Source organism: Neptuniibacter sp. QD34_54 (assembly GCF_047778055.1).
In the GTDB taxonomy this organism is placed as follows: Bacteria; Pseudomonadota; Gammaproteobacteria; order Pseudomonadales; family Balneatricaceae; genus Neptuniibacter.
Window position 1 is genome coordinate 2,109,233 of sequence record NZ_CP180546.1, and the last position, 17,620, is coordinate 2,126,852.

Genomic DNA, 17,620 nt, shown 5'->3' on the forward strand with positions numbered 1-17,620 from the left:
AAAAATGAGAAAGCAATTTGTACGACTAACAGCAACTCTGGTTTTACTACTCTTAAGTCAACTAACATTCGGCGAGAGTAAGAAGATCGGCATTCTTGTCTTTGATGGTGTTCTAACATCCGATGTAACAGCACCATTAGAAGTTTTTGGCGTCGCCAGTAGAAAAACATGGTTTAGTGACTACACACCTATCGTTATCAATGTTGAAAATAAGCCCGCGGTAACCACTGAAGAGGGCCTAAGCTTAAACAGCCCCTATTGGATCGGTAATGCTCCTGAACTAGACGTTCTAATCGTACCCTCTAGTTACGACATGGACCCACTGCTCGAAAACATCCAATTGATCCAATTCATTAAAACCACGGCTAAAAACGCCGAATGGATGGCGAGTAACTGCTCCGGTTCTTTCTTACTTGGTAAGGCAGGCCTGTTGGATGGATTAAAGGCCACAACTTGGGCTGGCGGTGAAAAGGATCTTGCTCGCACCTTTCCAGATGTAAAAGTCCAATACGATCAGAATGTAGTAATTGACGGTAATGTGATTACGTCCAATGGCAGCTTAGTTAGCTATCAAGCAGCGCTAGTGCTTCTGAGTAAATTAGCATCGGCCTCTAAAGCTAATGAAGTAGCAGAGGCGCTACAATACACACGCTTTTCTACTAAGAAATTTATTTTGTAATTAACTCAGGCCCAGCAAATTTATTTGCTGGGCCTTCCATCATTTATAAACAACGAAAATATTACTCACAAGAAACCGTTCGAGTAGAAGCCCACTCTCTTAAATAATCAATCTTTTCAGACATCACAACAGACAGGGGCTGAGTCTTTCGTAACTCGGCATGCAGTAGAGCTTGATCAAGTTCAACATTCTGGGCATGGGCGGTATAAAAAGCAGAGATAACTGCTTGCTCAATTTCAGCTCCCGAAAATCCAACGCTTTCTTCAATCAATCGCTTAAAGTCAAAGTTGCTTACATCGACACCTTGGCGTTTCAGATGAATATCAAAGATTTTAAAACGAATATCGTCATTAGGGAGATCGACAAAGAAGATCTCATCAAAACGCCCTTTTCGTACAAGCTCCGGTGGCAAGGCTTCAATATCATTCGCCGTAGCTACGATAAATACGGGCGCATCTTTCTCGGCCATCCACGTCAACAAGGTACCCAGCATGCGTGTCGCAGGGCCACCCTCATCACTTCCTGATGAGATCCCTTTTTCAATCTCATCTAACCAAAGCACACAGGGCGCCATAACCTCTGCCGTTTGTAGGGCTTCACGAAGATTACGCTCAGTCTCACCGTAAAATTTGTTATATAGGGCGCCAAAATCCAGTCGTAATAAAGGCGCATGCCAGCTACCTGCAACCGCTTTAGCCGCAAGGCTTTTACCACAACCTTGTACGCCCAATAACAGCATCCCTTTAGGTGCGGGTAAATTACCAACGCCACTATCACCGTTAAAAAATGGTTTTCGTTCATTTAACCAATTTTTAAGTCCGTTAAAACCGGCTATATCAGAGAACTGTGCAGTGTCATATTCAAAATGCATATTCCCCTGCTCACTCAATAGCTGATACTTCGTTTCGTTAATTGCAGGGATATCACTGGTGGTGATCGCACCATCATCAAAAATTGCATTTCTTGCTAATCGCCGAACATCAGATCGGGTTAAACCCGTTAAGTTTCTAACCAAAAGCTGCAGGTTTTCAGAACTCGCCTGCACTTTAGAGCCTGAACTAGCCAACCAGCTCTGTGCTTCCTCTCGAACAATTTTTTCTATCTCCCTACGTTCAGGTAGAGCGATATCTAATTTGGCGCTAAGTTTCATAATCTCAACTGGCACTTCCAACGCGTGGCTAAGCAAGATTAACGTATGGCCTAGTTCATGAAATTTGAGCGCAATATCCTTCAATAAACGTACGTGCATAGGCTCATCCAAAAACGGATGCAAATCCGCCAATACGTAAACACCAGGGGTAGATACTGATTTAATATGCGCTAGGGCTTCGGTCGGTTGCGAGAATAACTTTTGCGGCGGGAGATCACGATCAATTCGCTGAATGCCATCGGTCAAAGTCCACTTGAATAGCGGCCTTTCATACACAGGCTTAAGTGATAACAGCACATCAACCACCTGATTCTCCTCGGTACTTTCGATGACAATTAGAGGGATCTCAGATTTGATTAAGACTTCCAGTTGATGCTGTACCATGCCTAAACTCCATTTAAACTAAAGGAATTACTCTATTACATCTGTAAGTATCTATGCAAAGTAAATCAAATAGTTAACTCGGGCATTTGACCTGTTGACTGAAACAGTGGATCCAAGCCTAATTGCTGTAATAAAGAAAAGGAATTCCGATGAAACTACTGACTTTAATAGTATGGCTAAGCAGCATAGCTATATACCTTTCAAGTGACACTCTAGGGCTTCACGGATATATAACCATCGCCATACCTGCAACATTTCTACTCTTATCATTTATCTTGGTAGAACAGTTCAAAGCGATGTTCAGATGGTTTCATCATTTGATCGTAATTCAAATATTGTTTTGGTACCTATATTCGATTTACTTGCATATCCCAAGAATGGAAGGCAACGTCATAGAACAATACCTTTCATATTCACAGATTTTCCTAACGGCTAATTGGTACATTGGTTTTATGCTGTTTTTTGGACTAATTTCGATACCGCAAACAAAGAAGACCAAGCAAGCCATGCTCCATCCAACAATTGAATGCGCAATACCTGAAGAATCATTAGGCAAAAAATAAGGCGGTTAAACCGCCTTATTAGATTTATAAAAAATTATAACTTTTCGTTCTTTAGGAAACTGAAGCCACATCAGAGATAACCTGGCGTATCCAACGGTGAGCAGCGTTATGTTGTAGCAATGGGCTCCAAGCCATTTTGAACTCAAATTCCGGAATATCAAAAGGCGGTTTTTTCACGACTAATCTGGGGTTTTCAGATTGGATAGAAGCAGCACGACTTGGAATAGTTGCGATAAGACCACGCTGAGAAGCAAGCAAAGCAGCTGATTGATAGTGTCGAGTGAATACCGAGATATGGCGCTTATAGCCAATTGAGTCTAATGCCTCATCAACCCAACCGAGCCGCTTGGTATCTTCAGGCGTGATACCCATACCTGCTCCCATGCCGGTTTTACTCACCCAAACATGATTTGCCCTGATATAAGTTTCCAAACAGTAATCATGGGAAATGGGATTATCTACGGCAAACAAACACGAAAACGAATCTTTCCATAAGGTCTTTTGGTGGAAGGATTGCGGCATAGTATCAAAACGGTTGATGACCAGATCAACCAAGCCCTGCTCCACTTCAAGAAAGCTCATATCACTCGGCGTTAAGATATCAAGAACAACATCAGGCGCTTCACGGTTCAAACGCTTTAATAATCGGGGTAATAGTGTTGCCTCACCATAGTCACTGGTCATTATACGAAAGACTCGATCACTGGATTTAGCATCAAACTCAGTTGTTGGTTCTATAACCTGTTCTACCGATGCAAGGATCTGTCTAAGCAGTGGCTGCAATGATTGAGCACGCTCAGTAGGCACCATTCCTTCACTGGTTCGAACCAAAAGTGGGTCACCAAAAGTTTCACGCAACCGCCGCAAACCGTTACTCATAGCGGGCTGTGTAATCCCAAGTAAGCTGGCGGATCGAGTCACATTACGCTCCCGCAGCAAAATATCAAGATACACCAAAAGGTTAAGGTCGATTTTATCCAGATTCATATCAATGCCGTAATCATGCGTGTTTCAGTAATAATACCATAGACCTATTCACAGGATAAATACTGCAAATAACAGGCATTTATTTCAATTATAGGGTTAACCGCACTAGAATCGATTGCGAAACTTTTAAGAGTTAGCCGAAAACTGGCTAGCAACTAATATAGAAGGAATGACCATGTCATCACTGAACAAAGACATCGAAAGCATTGCAGGTCTTAAAGCTGAAGCTGGCAGCCCTTGGGATGCAATCAACCCAGAATCTGCTGCACGCATGCGCGCTCAGAACAAATTCAAAACTGGCCTAGATATCGCTAAGTACACTGCTGGTATCATGCGTCGCGACATGGCTGAGTTCGACAAAGACAAAACTAAGTACACTCAGTCTCTAGGCTGCTGGCACGGTTTTGTTGGTCAGCAAAAGCTGATCTCTATCAAGAAGCACTTCGGTTCTACTGAGCGTCGTTACCTATACCTATCTGGTTGGATGGTTGCTGCTCTACGTTCTGACTTCGGTCCTCTACCAGACCAGTCTATGCACGAGAAAACTTCTGTTGCTTCTCTTGTTAACGAACTTTACACATTCCTTCGTCAAGCTGACGCTCGTGAACTAGGCGGTCTATTCCGTGCACTAGACAAAGCACGTGAAGCTGGTGACGCTGCTCTAGAAGCTGACATCCAGTCTCAGATCGACAACCACGAAACTCACGTAGTGCCAATCGTTGCTGACATCGATGCTGGTTTCGGTAACGCTGAAGCGACTTACCTAATGGCTAAGCAGATGATCGAAGCAGGTGCATGCTGCCTACAGATCGAAAACCAGGTTGCTGACGAGAAGCAGTGTGGTCACCAGGACGGTAAAGTAACTGTTCCTCACGCTGACTTCCACGCTAAACTACGTGCTCTACGTTACGCTTTCCTTGAGCTAGGTGTTGACGACGGTGTTATCGTTGCTCGTACTGACTCTGAAGGTGCTGGCCTAACTAAAGAAATCGCTGTAGTTAAAGAACCAGGCGATCAAGGCGACGTTTACAACTCTTACCTAGACGTTGAAGAAGTTGCTCCAGAAGATACTGCTGAAGGCGACGTACTAATCAGCCGTAACGGCAAGCTAGTTCGTCCTAAGCGTCTACCTTCTGGTCTATACCAGTTCCGCGCAGGTACTGGCCACGAGCGTTGCGTATTCGATTGTATCGAAGCTATCAATGCTGGTGCCGACCTTCTTTGGATCGAGACTGCTGTACCAACAGTTCACGAAATCAAAGGCATGATGGACGACGTTCGCAAGGTTCACCCAAATGCGAAACTAGTTTACAACAACTCTCCATCTTTCAACTGGACTCTAAACTTCCGTCAGCAAACTTACGATGCATGGGCTGCTGAAGGTAAAGACGTTTCTGGTTACGACCGCGACAACCTAATGTCTGCTGATTACGACGGTTCTGAACTGTCTGACGCTGCTGACGCTCGCGTTCAAACGTTCCAGGCTGATACTGCTCGCGAAGCGAACGTATTCCACCACCTAATCACTCTGCCTACTTACCACACGACTGCACTGTCTGTTGATAACTTGGCTAAAGAATACTTCGGTGAGAAGGCTATGCTTGGTTATGTTGAAGGCGTACAGCGTAAAGAAATCCGTCAGACTATCGCATGTGTTAAGCACCAAAACATGTCTGGTTCTGACATCGGCGACGACCACAAAGAATACTTTGCTGGTGAGAACGCTCTAAAAGCTGGCGGCGCGAAAAACACGTCTAACCAGTTTAACTAAGCAATACTAGCTAAGGCGCATGCTCTAGCTTGCTAGGGCATCTACCTTGCATAGAAAGGCGGCCCCTTTTTAAGGTGTCGCCTTTTTTATACCTGCTATAAATACTTAGAAAGTTACAAAAGATTCAATTTAAGTTTTAGGATAGAATCCCCTACTGCTTTCAACTGCAAACTGATTAAGTGATTTAGATTATGACTACACCTACTTTTCTTAAAGACGCTAAAGAACTGTTAACTGAACAGGGTTTTGCCACTAGTAACACCTGGTACCATGGCACATCTTCCGCGCTGGTCGAATCAATCAAAGATCAGGGGTTAAATCGTTCTGGCGACAAAGCGCTTAAACAAGCTGCCAAACAAACAATGGCAACAATCGGTAATAGCTATACCGAAACAATCGAGCCTGTATTCCTAACACAAAGCAAAGAGCTAGCTTACTTTTGGGCAGAACAAACCGTTAGAAACCGCTCCGTACGTATCGAAGGCGATGAAGAACCTGTCGTTTTTGAAGTGACACTTTCAGATGATATGAACAGCCGAGTAAAAACTGATGTAGGCGCAGCGAGTCTATTAATGGTGAAAGAAGGCGAAGCTTATTTGGCTCATTTAGCCGGTATCTATGAAGAATGCGGCCTTGAAGCACCAGAAATTGATCTAAAAAGTGCTGATCGAATGGATTACCTAAACAAACTAGGCATGGCTTATTACGATTACGACATCGATAAAGATTCTGTGAATTTGCTAAGCAAGTGATCCCATCACCCTAGCCTCACACATATAAAAAGGACGCGATTGCGTCCTTTTTATTGCCTGATATAAAACTATTGTGTTTCGCCGTCCTGCAGCTCACAGCTCTGCTCTAAGACCTTCACCCTTTTCAAAGCTTCATCTAAATTCATTTGATCAAGCACAGCCTGAACCCCCTGTTGGCTTGTCTCTTTATTCAACTCTACAACTTGGTACATCTGAAACAGGTTGAAACCTAATGAGCACACGAAAACAATCGCAAGCAGTATAGCTGCGTCCAAATGCAGCGGTACTTTTCGTTTAAGGTCCAATATATTTTCCTTGATAAGCTGGAAGTTAGATACGAAATATACCAATTTTTTAGACAATCAAACAAACTAAACCGCTGCTATTTAGACGGTTTTTGACGATGGTAACAACAACCTCAAATGGCTCGGTTATTTTTTGCCCCTCACATGCCACTAGGTGTTAATAACGGCAACTATCTACCCACCCACCGCAGATTTGGTCATTTTTCAACCAGCCAACCTACTGATTATAAATCGTTTATACATTCTGGCATTAGGTTTGCTGTGCATTGAATATTAGAAAATAACCTCGGAGCCGGTCATGCACGCTGTTACACATACACCAAAGCGCCTAAACGCACTAGAACAGATCCCTGTTCATGAGCAGATTAAAAAGCATATGAAGGCACTCGAAGAGGCTCCGAGCATTTCCAGCATCGATCAATTTTACTTAGACATGTTGGAACAATTCCTGCCAGCCAATCAGAAAGCGCGCTATCTTAAGCTACTCAAAAAAGAGATCGTCGCTGTCTTTAGAATCGACCAAATTATGGCTGCAGTGCTATATAGCGATTCCACTATTGAGTCCTTTTCACATCAAGTAACCGAGCATATTAACTCGTTAAACGCCGGCCCATTATCCGTCAGCCGTATTAGTTACATATTGCACAAAGCGCTTTCTGATCGAGTTTCTGTCGATTATTTTTGTAAAGACAACCCTACTTATTATGATCTAAAACTGGGCTACCTATACACTGAAGAAGATTTACAGGCGGGCTTTACTGCAGACGAAACCTCTACAGAAGAACTCATGTGTGACTGGTTACAGAGTTATCAGCAGTGGATGCACGACTATCTATATTTCAACCTTGCACAGATAACCAAAGAAACCGATAGATTACCGCCTAAAACACTGTCTCTACTGCAGAACTATAGCGCCGAAGAGAAAGAGCAATTACAAGCATTGCTTTAGCAGATACATAAACACTTTCTTGTCAGTTGATGGTCTGTGCTATAGATTGAGCTTTTCTCACCTTCAAGAGCCCAGCCTTTATGGAATATGTACTACCGCTTTTAATATTGGCCATCGTTTTATTTCTCTACACTAGTCGCCAAAATAATTTAAAACTCGCAGAAGCCAACAAGAAAGCTGGCGAAGAATTTTTAGCTGAAAACACAAACGATCCGGACGTCACCCAGACAAGTTCTGGTTTACAGTTTAAGGTTATCGAAAAGGCTGATGGAACATCCAAGCCCAGTGCCACATCCACAGTTAAAGTTCATTATCATGGCACATTGATAGACGGCACAGTGTTTGATAGCTCGGTCGATCGTGGAGAGCCTATTGAATTTGGTTTAAATCAAGTCATTAAAGGCTGGACAGAAGGCTTACAATTGATGGCAACGGGCGACAAATACCGTTTCTACATCCCATCAAATCTAGCTTACGGAAATGGATCTGCTGGCGTTATTACACCAGGGTCAGTGCTTATATTTGATGTTGAACTGTTAGATTTTAAGAACTAAACAATCTCTGACAGAATGCTAAATTGAGGCAAGATATAAAGTAAACAGGAAGCCAATTGGCTTCCTGTTATGTATAAACGATTAAATATCGCTAACATCAAATTCAGCTACAGGGCTGACATCTGCTTCGTAATCTACGGAGTCGATGCCAAAACCAAATAGTTTCAAGAACTCATCTTTATACAGCTGGTAATCTGTAAGATCGAATAGGTTCTCAGACGTTACTTGAGGCCAGATTTCACGGCACGCATTCTGAACTTCTTCTTTAAGCTCCCAGTCATCCATACGGAAACGGTTAGTATCGTCCATTTCTGCTGTATCACCGTATAGACCTGTATCGAATAAACGCTGAACCTGCTCCATGCAACCTTCGTGTAGGTTCTGTTCACGCATTACCTTAAAGCACATTGCCAAATATAGAGGCATAACTGGGATTGCAGAACTTGCCTGAGTTACAACAGATTTCAAAACACCAATGTTCGCTTGACCGCCTGTTGCGTTGAGCTTGCTATCGATTACTTTAGCAGCACGATCAAGATCCTGCTTAGCTTTACCTAATGCACCATCCCAGTAGATTGGCCAAGTAATATCTGAACCGATGTAAGAGTACGCTACAGATTTACAGCCATCAGCTAGTACGCCTGCTTCAGAAAGCGCGTCCATCCATAGCTCCCAATCTTCACCGCCCATTACCGTTACAGTAGCTGCGATCTCTTCTTCAGTAGCCGGCTCAACCTCAGCATTGATGATGACATCTTTATTAGTGTCAATCGCTGTGGATTTGTACGGCTCACCAATAGGTTTAAGGCAAGAACGGATAACTTCACCAGAATCTGGCATTTTACGAACAGGAGAAGCTAGAGAGTAAACAACTAGATCAACCTGCTTCATCTCTTCCTTAATTAGCGCAATCGTTTTCTCTTTGGCTTCGTGAGAGAAAGCATCGCCATTCAAGCTTTTAGAGTAAAGACCAGCCGCCTTAGCTTCTGAATCAAATGCTGCAGAGTTATACCAGCCTGCAGTACCTGTTTTACGCTCAGTACCTGGCTTTTCGAAAAACACACCAATTGTCGCTGCGCCCGAACCAAATGCTGCTGCGATACGGGAAGATAAACCGTAGCCACTGGATGCACCAATTACTAGAACACGCTTAGGGCCATTTTCAATAGCGCCCTTCTTCTGAGTGTATTCGATTTGCTCACGCACATTAGCTGCACAGCCAGTTGGGTGAGTAGTAGTACAAATAAAACCGCGAATTTTTGGTTTGATAATCATGGCTAAACGGGTCTCAAATCCATTAGAAAAATTTGGTCTGTAAGATACAGCAATTCATTGCAAGTTGACAGTTTCATGCGGCATCCCTAATTCACAGACAAAATTTACTGGGCTATTTAATTCTTACGAATTGTTACTAACTGATTTTATAAATAGGCAGAGGCGGTTTCTTTTGGTTATGATGCGCAGATTGCATATTCTATTTAAAGGAACATCCCCATGCAGGAACTACACGGTTACTACCTAGAAGATTTAGAAGTAGGTATGAGCGATAGCTTTGCCAAAACCATTACTGATGCAGACGTCTGCATGTTTGCGGGTATTTCCGGTGATACTAACCCAGTTCACATTAATGATGATTACGCGAAAACAACACCATTTGAAAAACGCATTGTCCACGGCATGTTTAGTGCTGCACTGATCTCAACTGTTGCAGGTACGAAGCTTCCAGGGCCAGGCGCAATTTATGTTGATCAACAAATTAAGTTCCGTGCTCCTGTATTTATTGGTGACACAGCTAAAGCGACACTTACAGTTGAAGAGATTGATACACGCCGCCGTCGCGTAAAGTGCAAAACAGATGTAACTGTAGGCGATAAAGTTGTTGCTACAGGTACAGCAACCTTTATGGTTGATAAGAAAGAAGCTTAATTTCCTCTTTCTATGCGCTAGCTTTATCTAAGCTAGCGCCTCCTACCCCATATTTATCACTCCTTCCTAATTTTAATGATCCTTATCAATAGAATTGATTAAATTCTAGACTTTGGTCGATTGCGATCCTTCTACCCATGAGTAGAATGTGCCAGCAAAAAAAATAACAACAAAAATGGACTACCATGAAGAAGATTTTAATTAGCGCCTGCATGCTAGGTGATCGCGTACGCTATGATGGCGGCCATCACTTAATTGACCACCCAACATTGCAGCGTTGGCACAAGGAAGGCCGCTTTGTCCCTATCTGCCCTGAAGTCGCAGGTGGCTTAAGCACACCACGCCCACCAGCAGAAACACAGTGCAAATTCCCTATTTTAATCACGACACAAGATGGCAACGACGTTACGCCTGAGTTTTTATCAGGTGCTGAAAGAACCTTAGAAATTGCCAAACGCGAAGGTGTCGCTTGCGCGCTTATGAAGGCTAAAAGTCCTTCTTGCGGCAACAAACGTATCTATGATGGCAATTTTTCCGGCAACCTAGTTGAAGGTTCAGGTGTAGCAGCAGCTGAGTTAATGCGTAACGGCATCCCTGTATTCAGTGAAAAAGAACTGCCTGAACTCTTTGCTTTTATCGAAGATTCTGAAAGGATGACGGCCTGAAACGAATTAGTTAAGAGGCCTATTGATGGAGCAAGAGATTCAAAACGAGCTAGAAACCATAACTCGTTTAACAAATATGGTCATAGATTTTTTCGTCAATTACAGTTTTCAGGTAATTGGTGCGATCATCATTTTTTTGATCGGTCTGATTGTCGCTCGATCAATAGGCAAGTTCGCTCTTAAGCTATGCGAAAAGAATAGCGTTGATGTTACCCTGAGCTTATTTATAGCCAGTACCGTAAAGCTGCTAATCGTAGCTATGGTATTGGTGATTTGTTTAGGTAAATTTGGTATCAGCGTTGCGCCTTTTGTGGCAGCAATCGGTGCCGTATCTCTAAGTGCTGGATTAGCTCTACAAGGTGTGTTCTCCAATTATGGCGCAGGCTTCACTATTATCCTGACCCGTCCATTCGTCGTCGGTAATACCATAACAATTAACGACATTTCTGGTGTCGTAACAGAGATTAAGCTCGCACATACCCTACTCGCCACAGAAGATGGTGAGATCATTACAATTCCAAACAAGCACATCGTCGGTGAAGTGATAACCAATTCTTTCGCTAATAAAGTTGTCGAAGCCTCTGTTGGTATTAGCTACAGTGCAGATCCAGAAGTTGCGATTCAAGTAATCAAACAATCTTTAGCCCAGTTTGATGAACTTTCTCAAGAATCCCCGCCACAAGTGGGCATCGAAGCCTTTGCCGATTCTTCTATCAATATTGCTTACCGTTATTGGGTGCCGACAGACCGCTATTTTGAAGTGCAATATCAAGTGAATTTAGCTGTATTTAAAGCACTTCAAACCGCTGATATAGAAATTCCATTCCCTCAACGGGAAGTTACATTGAAAAATGCAGCTGCTGAGTAGTTTTTTCCTTGGCAGCACCATTGCAGCCACCTACAATGTGGCGATTTGAAACGAATTTAAAATTGATTGAGTAAAAGTATGCGCACTAGCCAGTATCTCATATCCACCGTTAAGGAAACGCCATCCGACGCAGAAGTCATCAGCCACCAGTTGATGCTTCGAGCAGGCCTTATTCGTAAAGTTGCTTCAGGTCTTTATAACTGGTTGCCGCTTGGCCTTCGCACGCTTCGCAAAGTTGAGCGTATCGTTCGCGAAGAGATGGACAAATCCGGTGCGATGGAAGTCCTAATGCCAGCAATTCAGCCTGCTGAGCTTTGGGAAGAGTCTGGCCGCTGGGAACTTTACGGTCCTGAGCTACTGCGCGTTAATGATCGTCACAACCGAGAATTCTGTGTAGGCCCTACGCACGAAGAGGTCATCACTGACCTTATCCGTCGTGAGATCAAAAGCTACAAACAGCTTCCTGCAAACTTTTACCAGATCCAAACTAAATTCCGTGACGAAATTCGCCCTCGCTTTGGCGTAATGCGCTCACGTGAATTTATCATGAAAGACGCATATTCTTTCCACGTAGGTCAGGAATCTCTTCAACAGACTTACGATGTAATGCACCAAACTTACACCAACATCTTTAACCGCCTAGGCTTAGATTTCCGTCCTGTACTTGCGGACACAGGTTCAATCGGTGGTGCTACCTCTCACGAATTCCACGTACTTGCTGACTCTGGTGAAGATGACATCGCGTTCTCTAATGTTAGCGATTACGCAGCAAACGTAGAATTAGCTGAAGCACTATCTCCTGAAGGCGATCTAGCAGCGCCATCTGTTGAGATGACGACAGTAGATACGCCAAATGCGAAGACAATTGATGAATTGGTTGAGCAGTTTGATCAACCAATTGAGAAAACAGTTAAAACGTTGATCGTTGCAGCATCTGAAGAGTGCGAAGCAGATTTTGTTGCTCTGTTGGTTCGTGGTGATCACGAGTTAAACGAGATCAAGGCAGAGAAACTTGCACAAGTTGCTGAACCTCTAGAATTTGCTACAGAAGAACAGATCCGTGATCTAATCGGTGCTGGCCCAGGCTCTCTTGGCCCTGTTGGCTTAAACATCCCAGTGATTGTTGACCGTGCGGTTGCTAAAACATCTGACTTCAGTGCTGGCGCTAACATCGACGGCAAGCATCTATTTGGTATCAACTGGAATCGCGATGTTGATCTACCAGAAGTCGCAGATCTTCGTAACGTTGTTGAAGGTGATCCGAGCCCATGTGGTGAAGGTACACTTGTCATCAAACGTGGTATCGAAGTAGGTCACATTTTCCAGCTTGGTCAGAAATACTCAAAAGCCCTAAGCGCTGAAGTTTTGGATCAAAATGGTAAGTCTGTAGTAATGGATATGGGCTGTTATGGTATCGGTGTTACCCGTGTCATTGCAGCTGCGATTGAGCAGAACCACGATGACGGCGGTATTATCTGGCCAGAAGCGATCGCTCCATTCCACGTTGCACTAATTCCGCTTCAATACGATAAGTCTGATGAAGTACGCGAACTAACTGACAAGCTTTACAATGAACTAAAGCAGGCAGGTTACGATGTAATCATGGATGACCGTGATAAGAAGACCAGCCCTGGCGTTAAGTTTGCTGATTCTGATCTTATGGGTATCCCACACCGCGTGGTTATCTCTCCTCGTGGTATCGAAGCAGGCACTTTAGAATACAAAGGCCGTCGTGACGACGAGAAACAAGACGTTGCAGTAGAAGGCGTGTTACCACTACTAGCTGAGCGTATCAATCTGTAAGATTATTTTTCAGATCATTGCTCCATAAAAAAACGGGCTTAGCGCCCGTTTTTTCTTCTATCAATCCTCTTCTTGAGGATATAACCGTCTAAAATCATCAATAGTCGAGCCTGTCTGTTGTAAACGCCATACCAACTCAAACTCTGTGATCTCACCCTCACGATACAAAGCATGAAGTTCAGCATAGGCATTCGCCAAGAACAACGCTATTGATTCAGGCCGCTTAAGATCATTTTCTGTTGCCATTTGGAAGTCAGTAATTGGCTGACACCAATGCTCTGGCAGTTCCCATACTTCACACGCACGTCTTGTTAGCGCATGAGAAAAATCACTTAAAAGATGACTAAAAACCTCAGGGTGCGGTTCTTGCTTTTCAACAGCATGTATTTCAATCAATTTTTTAAAAATGATCAATTTACCAACATCGTGTATCAAACCAACAAAATACGCTAAACTGGGATTTCCTCCCAGATTTTCACAAATCTTTTTGGCATTATTGGCAACCTCTGAAGAGTGATCCCACAAAGCCTTACCGAAGGTCTCAAAATAAAAACTATCAATTTGGAACTTGTCAGCAACCAAAGAAGATAACACTACATCCCTTAAACGCTGCTGACCTAGCATACTTAATGCGTGCTCTAAATCTTGAATCACAACACCTGATCCGACAAATGCGGGAGAATTAGCGATAGAGATCACTTTCCCAGCTAAGGCAGGGTCTTCTTTAATAGCAGAAACAATTTTCGATTGAGGAGTATCCGGGTTAACCAGATCATTCATCAGCAATAAAGCATTTTTCGATAATTTGGGAATTGATTCTTCACTCAACCCCACCATCTCTTCATCTAATGAGGCCCTTAGGATACGCTCCTGTTGGTGCGATTCTTCAGTACCTAATGATCTTACACCTAAAAGATTACTAATAAATGAAAGCGTTAATTCACGGGAATGTTCCATTACCTTTGGAGCATCATCAGTTACAGCGCAAGCGTTATCTTCAGAACCGTCAACCATTGATGACTGCGGCTGATTGACTTCTTCTGATCTTTCATCATTTGAAAAGCCAAAAATTGATTTGAATTTGGCAAACATACCTACTCCAAGACAAAAACATATCACTAGCAGTGTAGTCGATTAACGCACTTCGAAGGTTTGAGGCGCATCAATGTTATCAACTCTATCACTAATAACTTCAGCGACGTTTGCCAGCTCAGGTCCTTGGCTCAGCCAAGCTTCCAATTGAAGCACAGCCTGCTCTTCACCCGTTGCCATAAGCTCGACACGTCCATCATTTAAGTTTCTCACCCAACCTTGAACGCCTAAAGAGATGGCTTTCTCTTTCGTTGATTGTCTAAACCAAACACCTTGGACCCGACCGCTGACAAATGCATGAATAGATAAATCTGCCACTTTATAAAACCTAAAAATTTAACCGTTTATTTGTTTTGTAGTGCTAATACTGTTTTCATCTTTGTCAGAAAACAATGATTCTAAAGTCAGAGAAAACGCCTGCTGTTCCTGTTCCGAGGTCTTAACTAGCTTTTCGTTAAGCACTCTCTCCCACTCCACTAAGCTGGTAGTAGTTACCGGTATAGGTGTAGGCCAAGGAAGTAGTTGGTTAAGTTGATATAACGTTAAATTACCTAAATCACGGCTTAATAGGTATTCACCTTGGTCACTACGCTTAACAATACCTCCCTCCAACAGAATCTTTAGATAGCTATCCCAACGCCCCTGATCCAAAGCATCCACCTCTTGTAGAAGCTTGTGATCCGAGATTGATTTCCCCTGCTGTTGAGCCTTCCATAAACGGTGTAATACCGCCACAACCGAATATAGGTGCGGAAGATCGTTAGTCCGCTCATTTGGCCGATAAACTGTAATACAGCGCGTTAGCTCAGCCCCCATCAATATGATGACCCAACTGATAAAGATCCAAAGCAGAAATAGAGGCACGGCTGCGAAAGCACCGTAGATCAGTTCATAAGATGGGAACTGGGTAACAAACGCAGTAAAGCCTCTTTTCGCTGTTTCAAATAACAGTGCTACGCCGACACCACCTAATAGCGCGCTTTTAAAGGGCACAGGACAGTTAGGTACAGCGACATACATCAAAGTAAAAGCGGTAGCCGACAAGATCGTTGGTAATGCTGACAATAAGCGCGCACGCCCCACCGCCTCTGTCGCCTCACTGATAAACGGCAAACTTGCGATATAAGAAGTTAAAACTAAGCCTAAACCGATCAAAATTGGCCCGAGGCTCAAAATAGCCCAATAAAGCAGAAAGCTTGATAGTCCTTTACGAGGCTCATTAACTCGCCAGATACGGTTAAATGCAGCCTCTATATTTTTCATCATCATAATCGATGTGATGGCCAGCAGCGCGATACCTACTGCGGTTAATTTACGTGCTTGAGAAGAGAAATCGTTGAGGTAATCCTGTACTACGGCGCCGGTGGCAGGCACGAAATTATCAAACACCCAACCTTGTAGTTCCTGCCCTACTCCCTGAAAAGAGGGAACTGCCGCCAACATCGCGTAAGACACAGTCATCAATGGGACTACAGCAAACAGCGTGGTATAAGTTAATGCCGCCGCATTAAGAATCCCTTGGTTCTGCAGAAACTGTCGAAATAGATAACGAATAAACAGTGTAACACGGTGATTTAACAGCGAAGCCATTTCCATCCTCATAATAATCAGCTAAGCACTGGCCTAAAATGCAGTTCCTTCATGAAATCTGCAACACAGGCGTATACAATATCGCATAATCCAACACAATGAACGGATCATTTCACCTTGATCCCTTAGTACGGTATAGCACAATGAGTGAAGTAACTATCTATCACAACCCGCGTTGTTCTAAGTCTCGCCAGACTCTAGCACTATTAGAAGAGAACGGTGTAGAGCCACAAGTTCGTAAATATCTTGATGAAGCACCTTCTGCTGATGAGCTGAAAGTAGTGCTAAGCCAGTTAGGTATTTCTGCTCGCGATCTACTTCGCAAAAAAGAAGCTGAATTCAAAGAAAACGGCTTAGATGATATGTCTCTTTCTGAAGATCAGATCATTGAGATCATGACCAATGTGCCAAAACTAATCGAACGCCCTATCGTTATCAAAGGCGATCAAGCACGAATCGGCCGTCCACCAGAGTCTGTTCTGGAAATCATCTAATATGAGCGTTCCCTACGTCCTCGTTCTGTACTACAGCCGCCACGGTGCCACGCAATCGATGGCTAAACATATTGCCCGTGGTGTAGAACAGTCCGGTATTGAAGCACGTCTTCGCACAGTACCTGAAGTTTCAACGGTTGCTGAAGCAACAGAACCTTCAATTCCTGATCAAGGCGCGCTTTACTGCTCCGAACAGGATTTAGCCAACTGTGCAGGTTTAGCGCTAGGGAGCCCGACTCGTTTTGGAAATATGGCATCGCCATTAAAGTACTTTATCGATAGCACTAGCAGCTTATGGATGTCAGGAGCGCTGATTGATAAACCTGCTGCTGTGTTTAGCTCCAGTTCTAGTTTACATGGTGGCCAAGAAACTACTTTGCTTACCATGATGATGCCTTTACTACATCACGGCATGGTCATTGCCGGCTTACCCTATTCCGAATCTGAGTTATTAAAAACTAAAAGCGGCGGCACTCCTTATGGGCCGACACATGTAGCGGGGCCAGACAATAGCAATGAGCTAGACCCAATCGAAAAGAATTTATGTATTGCCCAAGGTAAGCGCTTGGGTGAACTGGCCCGCCGATTAGCAAACAACGTTTAATTTTAAACGCCTAGTAAAACCACGAGAGTACAAGCAGTTGAAAGCATATATTCCTGATGATCACGATTATCAAAGCAAAGCTAAATTAGGGCGTATCCTTTGTGTAGGAAGCTACCTAGGTTTGCTTGGTTGGTTTACGCTTTGGCACCTTTTCCTTATTCCTGTTCCAACCGGAAAACCTTGGGTTATTTGGCTTATCCATATGGCTCCACTGCTAGCATTTGCAGGGGTGATTATTAAAGGTAATCCTCGTGGGCACGCATGGCTTTGCTTCGTACTTCTACTGCTGTTTATGCAGGCGGTATTAGCTGCGACTAATCCAAATACGGCTGTCTATGGCATTGGCTATTCCTTACTTGTAGGTACGCTTTTCACCAGCGCCATGATGTACACACGCTGGCGTGCGCGCTATAACAAACAGCTGGCTCACTGGGCTGAACAGGCTGCAGATAAAGATGAAGCATCTAAGGATAGCTAAGCCGAA

At 43.6% G+C, this 17,620-nt stretch carries 20 protein-coding genes; 13 read left to right on the top strand and 7 right to left on the bottom strand.

What is annotated here, in order from left to right; translation table 11 throughout:
• Window positions 1–4: 4 nt before the first annotated feature.
• Window positions 5–679 carry a DJ-1/PfpI family protein gene (locus ACMXYP_RS09615; RefSeq protein WP_415881421.1) on the top strand — a complete coding sequence of 225 codons (675 nt, stop codon included), beginning with the start codon at window positions 5–7 and terminating at the stop codon, window positions 677–679.
• 61 nt (window positions 680–740) lie between these two features.
• On the opposite strand, the gene ACMXYP_RS09620 is transcribed toward ACMXYP_RS09615, so the two are convergent.
• Window positions 741–2,213, bottom strand: a complete 1,473-nt coding sequence (locus ACMXYP_RS09620; protein ID WP_415881422.1) for an AAA family ATPase — start codon at window positions 2,211–2,213, stop codon at window positions 741–743.
• Between the two features lie 149 nt (window positions 2,214–2,362).
• On the opposite strand from ACMXYP_RS09620, the gene ACMXYP_RS09625 reads away from it, so the two are divergent.
• Window positions 2,363–2,776 carry a hypothetical protein gene (locus tag ACMXYP_RS09625; protein WP_415881423.1) on the top strand — a complete coding sequence of 138 codons (414 nt, stop codon included), beginning with the start codon at window positions 2,363–2,365 and terminating at the stop codon, window positions 2,774–2,776.
• A 51-nt stretch (window positions 2,777–2,827) separates the two neighbouring features.
• Here ACMXYP_RS09625 and ACMXYP_RS09630 read toward each other — a convergent pair whose 3' ends face one another.
• Window positions 2,828–3,763, bottom strand: coding sequence for a LysR family transcriptional regulator (locus ACMXYP_RS09630; RefSeq protein ID WP_415881424.1), 936 nt, complete (start codon window positions 3,761–3,763; stop codon window positions 2,828–2,830).
• Window positions 3,764–3,938: 175 nt separating this feature from the next.
• On the opposite strand from ACMXYP_RS09630, the gene ACMXYP_RS09635 reads away from it, so the two are divergent.
• Window positions 3,939–5,534 carry an isocitrate lyase gene (locus tag ACMXYP_RS09635; protein ID WP_415881425.1) on the top strand — a complete coding sequence of 532 codons (1,596 nt, stop codon included), beginning with the start codon at window positions 3,939–3,941 and terminating at the stop codon, window positions 5,532–5,534.
• Between the two features lie 191 nt (window positions 5,535–5,725).
• The gene (locus ACMXYP_RS09640) at window positions 5,726–6,286 is read left to right on the top strand and encodes a hypothetical protein (protein WP_415881426.1); all 561 of its coding nucleotides are present in this window, start codon (window positions 5,726–5,728) and stop codon (window positions 6,284–6,286) included.
• 68 nt (window positions 6,287–6,354) lie between these two features.
• Here the strand turns inward: ACMXYP_RS09640 and ACMXYP_RS09645 are convergent, their stop codons facing one another.
• Window positions 6,355–6,591: a hypothetical protein gene (locus ACMXYP_RS09645; RefSeq protein WP_415881428.1), complete on the bottom strand. Its 237-nt coding sequence runs from the start codon at window positions 6,589–6,591 to the stop codon at window positions 6,355–6,357.
• Between the two features lie 298 nt (window positions 6,592–6,889).
• On the opposite strand from ACMXYP_RS09645, the gene ACMXYP_RS09650 reads away from it, so the two are divergent.
• Together ACMXYP_RS09650 and ACMXYP_RS09655 are read left to right on the top strand one after the other, a co-directional pair.
• The gene (locus ACMXYP_RS09650) at window positions 6,890–7,540 is read left to right on the top strand and encodes a hypothetical protein (RefSeq protein WP_415881429.1); all 651 of its coding nucleotides are present in this window, start codon (window positions 6,890–6,892) and stop codon (window positions 7,538–7,540) included.
• Window positions 7,541–7,620: 80 nt separating this feature from the next.
• Window positions 7,621–8,094, top strand: a complete 474-nt coding sequence (locus ACMXYP_RS09655; protein WP_415881430.1) for an FKBP-type peptidyl-prolyl cis-trans isomerase — start codon at window positions 7,621–7,623, stop codon at window positions 8,092–8,094.
• Between the two features lie 81 nt (window positions 8,095–8,175).
• Here ACMXYP_RS09655 and fabV read toward each other — a convergent pair whose 3' ends face one another.
• Complete coding sequence (fabV, locus tag ACMXYP_RS09660) at window positions 8,176–9,369, bottom strand: enoyl-ACP reductase FabV (protein ID WP_415881431.1); 1,194 nt, start codon at window positions 9,367–9,369, stop codon at window positions 8,176–8,178.
• A gap of 219 nt (window positions 9,370–9,588) precedes the next feature.
• On the opposite strand from fabV, the gene ACMXYP_RS09665 reads away from it, so the two are divergent.
• The 4 genes from ACMXYP_RS09665 to ACMXYP_RS09680 all read left to right on the top strand — a co-directional run bounded on the left by ACMXYP_RS09665 (window position 9,589) and on the right by ACMXYP_RS09680 (window position 13,356).
• Window positions 9,589–10,020 (top strand): MaoC family dehydratase, encoded by a 432-nt coding sequence (locus ACMXYP_RS09665; RefSeq protein WP_415881432.1) that lies wholly within the window; start codon window positions 9,589–9,591, stop codon window positions 10,018–10,020.
• 185 nt (window positions 10,021–10,205) lie between these two features.
• Window positions 10,206–10,685 (top strand): DUF523 domain-containing protein, encoded by a 480-nt coding sequence (locus ACMXYP_RS09670; RefSeq protein WP_415881433.1) that lies wholly within the window; start codon window positions 10,206–10,208, stop codon window positions 10,683–10,685.
• A 25-nt stretch (window positions 10,686–10,710) separates the two neighbouring features.
• On the top strand, window positions 10,711–11,553 hold the full coding sequence (locus tag ACMXYP_RS09675) for a mechanosensitive ion channel family protein (RefSeq protein ID WP_415881434.1): 843 nt from the start codon (window positions 10,711–10,713) through the stop codon (window positions 11,551–11,553).
• Between the two features lie 78 nt (window positions 11,554–11,631).
• Complete coding sequence (locus ACMXYP_RS09680) at window positions 11,632–13,356, top strand: proline--tRNA ligase (RefSeq protein WP_415881435.1); 1,725 nt, start codon at window positions 11,632–11,634, stop codon at window positions 13,354–13,356.
• Window positions 13,357–13,416: 60 nt separating this feature from the next.
• Here ACMXYP_RS09680 and ACMXYP_RS09685 read toward each other — a convergent pair whose 3' ends face one another.
• From ACMXYP_RS09685 to ACMXYP_RS09695, 3 genes are read right to left on the bottom strand one after another with little or no spacing between them, the layout of a single operon-like run.
• A complete protein-coding gene (locus ACMXYP_RS09685) occupies window positions 13,417–14,448 on the bottom strand; it encodes an HDOD domain-containing protein (protein WP_415881436.1) in 1,032 nt (343 codons plus the stop codon).
• A gap of 42 nt (window positions 14,449–14,490) precedes the next feature.
• Complete coding sequence (locus ACMXYP_RS09690) at window positions 14,491–14,766, bottom strand: acylphosphatase (protein WP_415881437.1); 276 nt, start codon at window positions 14,764–14,766, stop codon at window positions 14,491–14,493.
• A gap of 18 nt (window positions 14,767–14,784) precedes the next feature.
• Window positions 14,785–16,038: a YihY family inner membrane protein gene (locus ACMXYP_RS09695; RefSeq protein ID WP_415881438.1), complete on the bottom strand. Its 1,254-nt coding sequence runs from the start codon at window positions 16,036–16,038 to the stop codon at window positions 14,785–14,787.
• A gap of 143 nt (window positions 16,039–16,181) precedes the next feature.
• Between ACMXYP_RS09695 and arsC the strand changes: the two genes are divergently transcribed.
• The 3 genes from arsC to ACMXYP_RS09710 are packed head-to-tail and all read left to right on the top strand — an operon-like array spanning window position 16,182 to window position 17,614.
• Window positions 16,182–16,532, top strand: a complete 351-nt coding sequence (arsC, locus tag ACMXYP_RS09700; protein ID WP_415881439.1) for an arsenate reductase (glutaredoxin) — start codon at window positions 16,182–16,184, stop codon at window positions 16,530–16,532.
• Window position 16,533: 1 nt separating this feature from the next.
• Entirely contained in the window at window positions 16,534–17,136 is a 603-nt protein-coding gene (gene wrbA / locus ACMXYP_RS09705) for an NAD(P)H:quinone oxidoreductase (RefSeq protein ID WP_415881440.1), read from the top strand.
• 37 nt (window positions 17,137–17,173) lie between these two features.
• Window positions 17,174–17,614 (top strand): DUF2069 domain-containing protein, encoded by a 441-nt coding sequence (locus tag ACMXYP_RS09710; protein WP_415881441.1) that lies wholly within the window; start codon window positions 17,174–17,176, stop codon window positions 17,612–17,614.
• Window positions 17,615–17,620 lie beyond the last annotated feature (6 nt).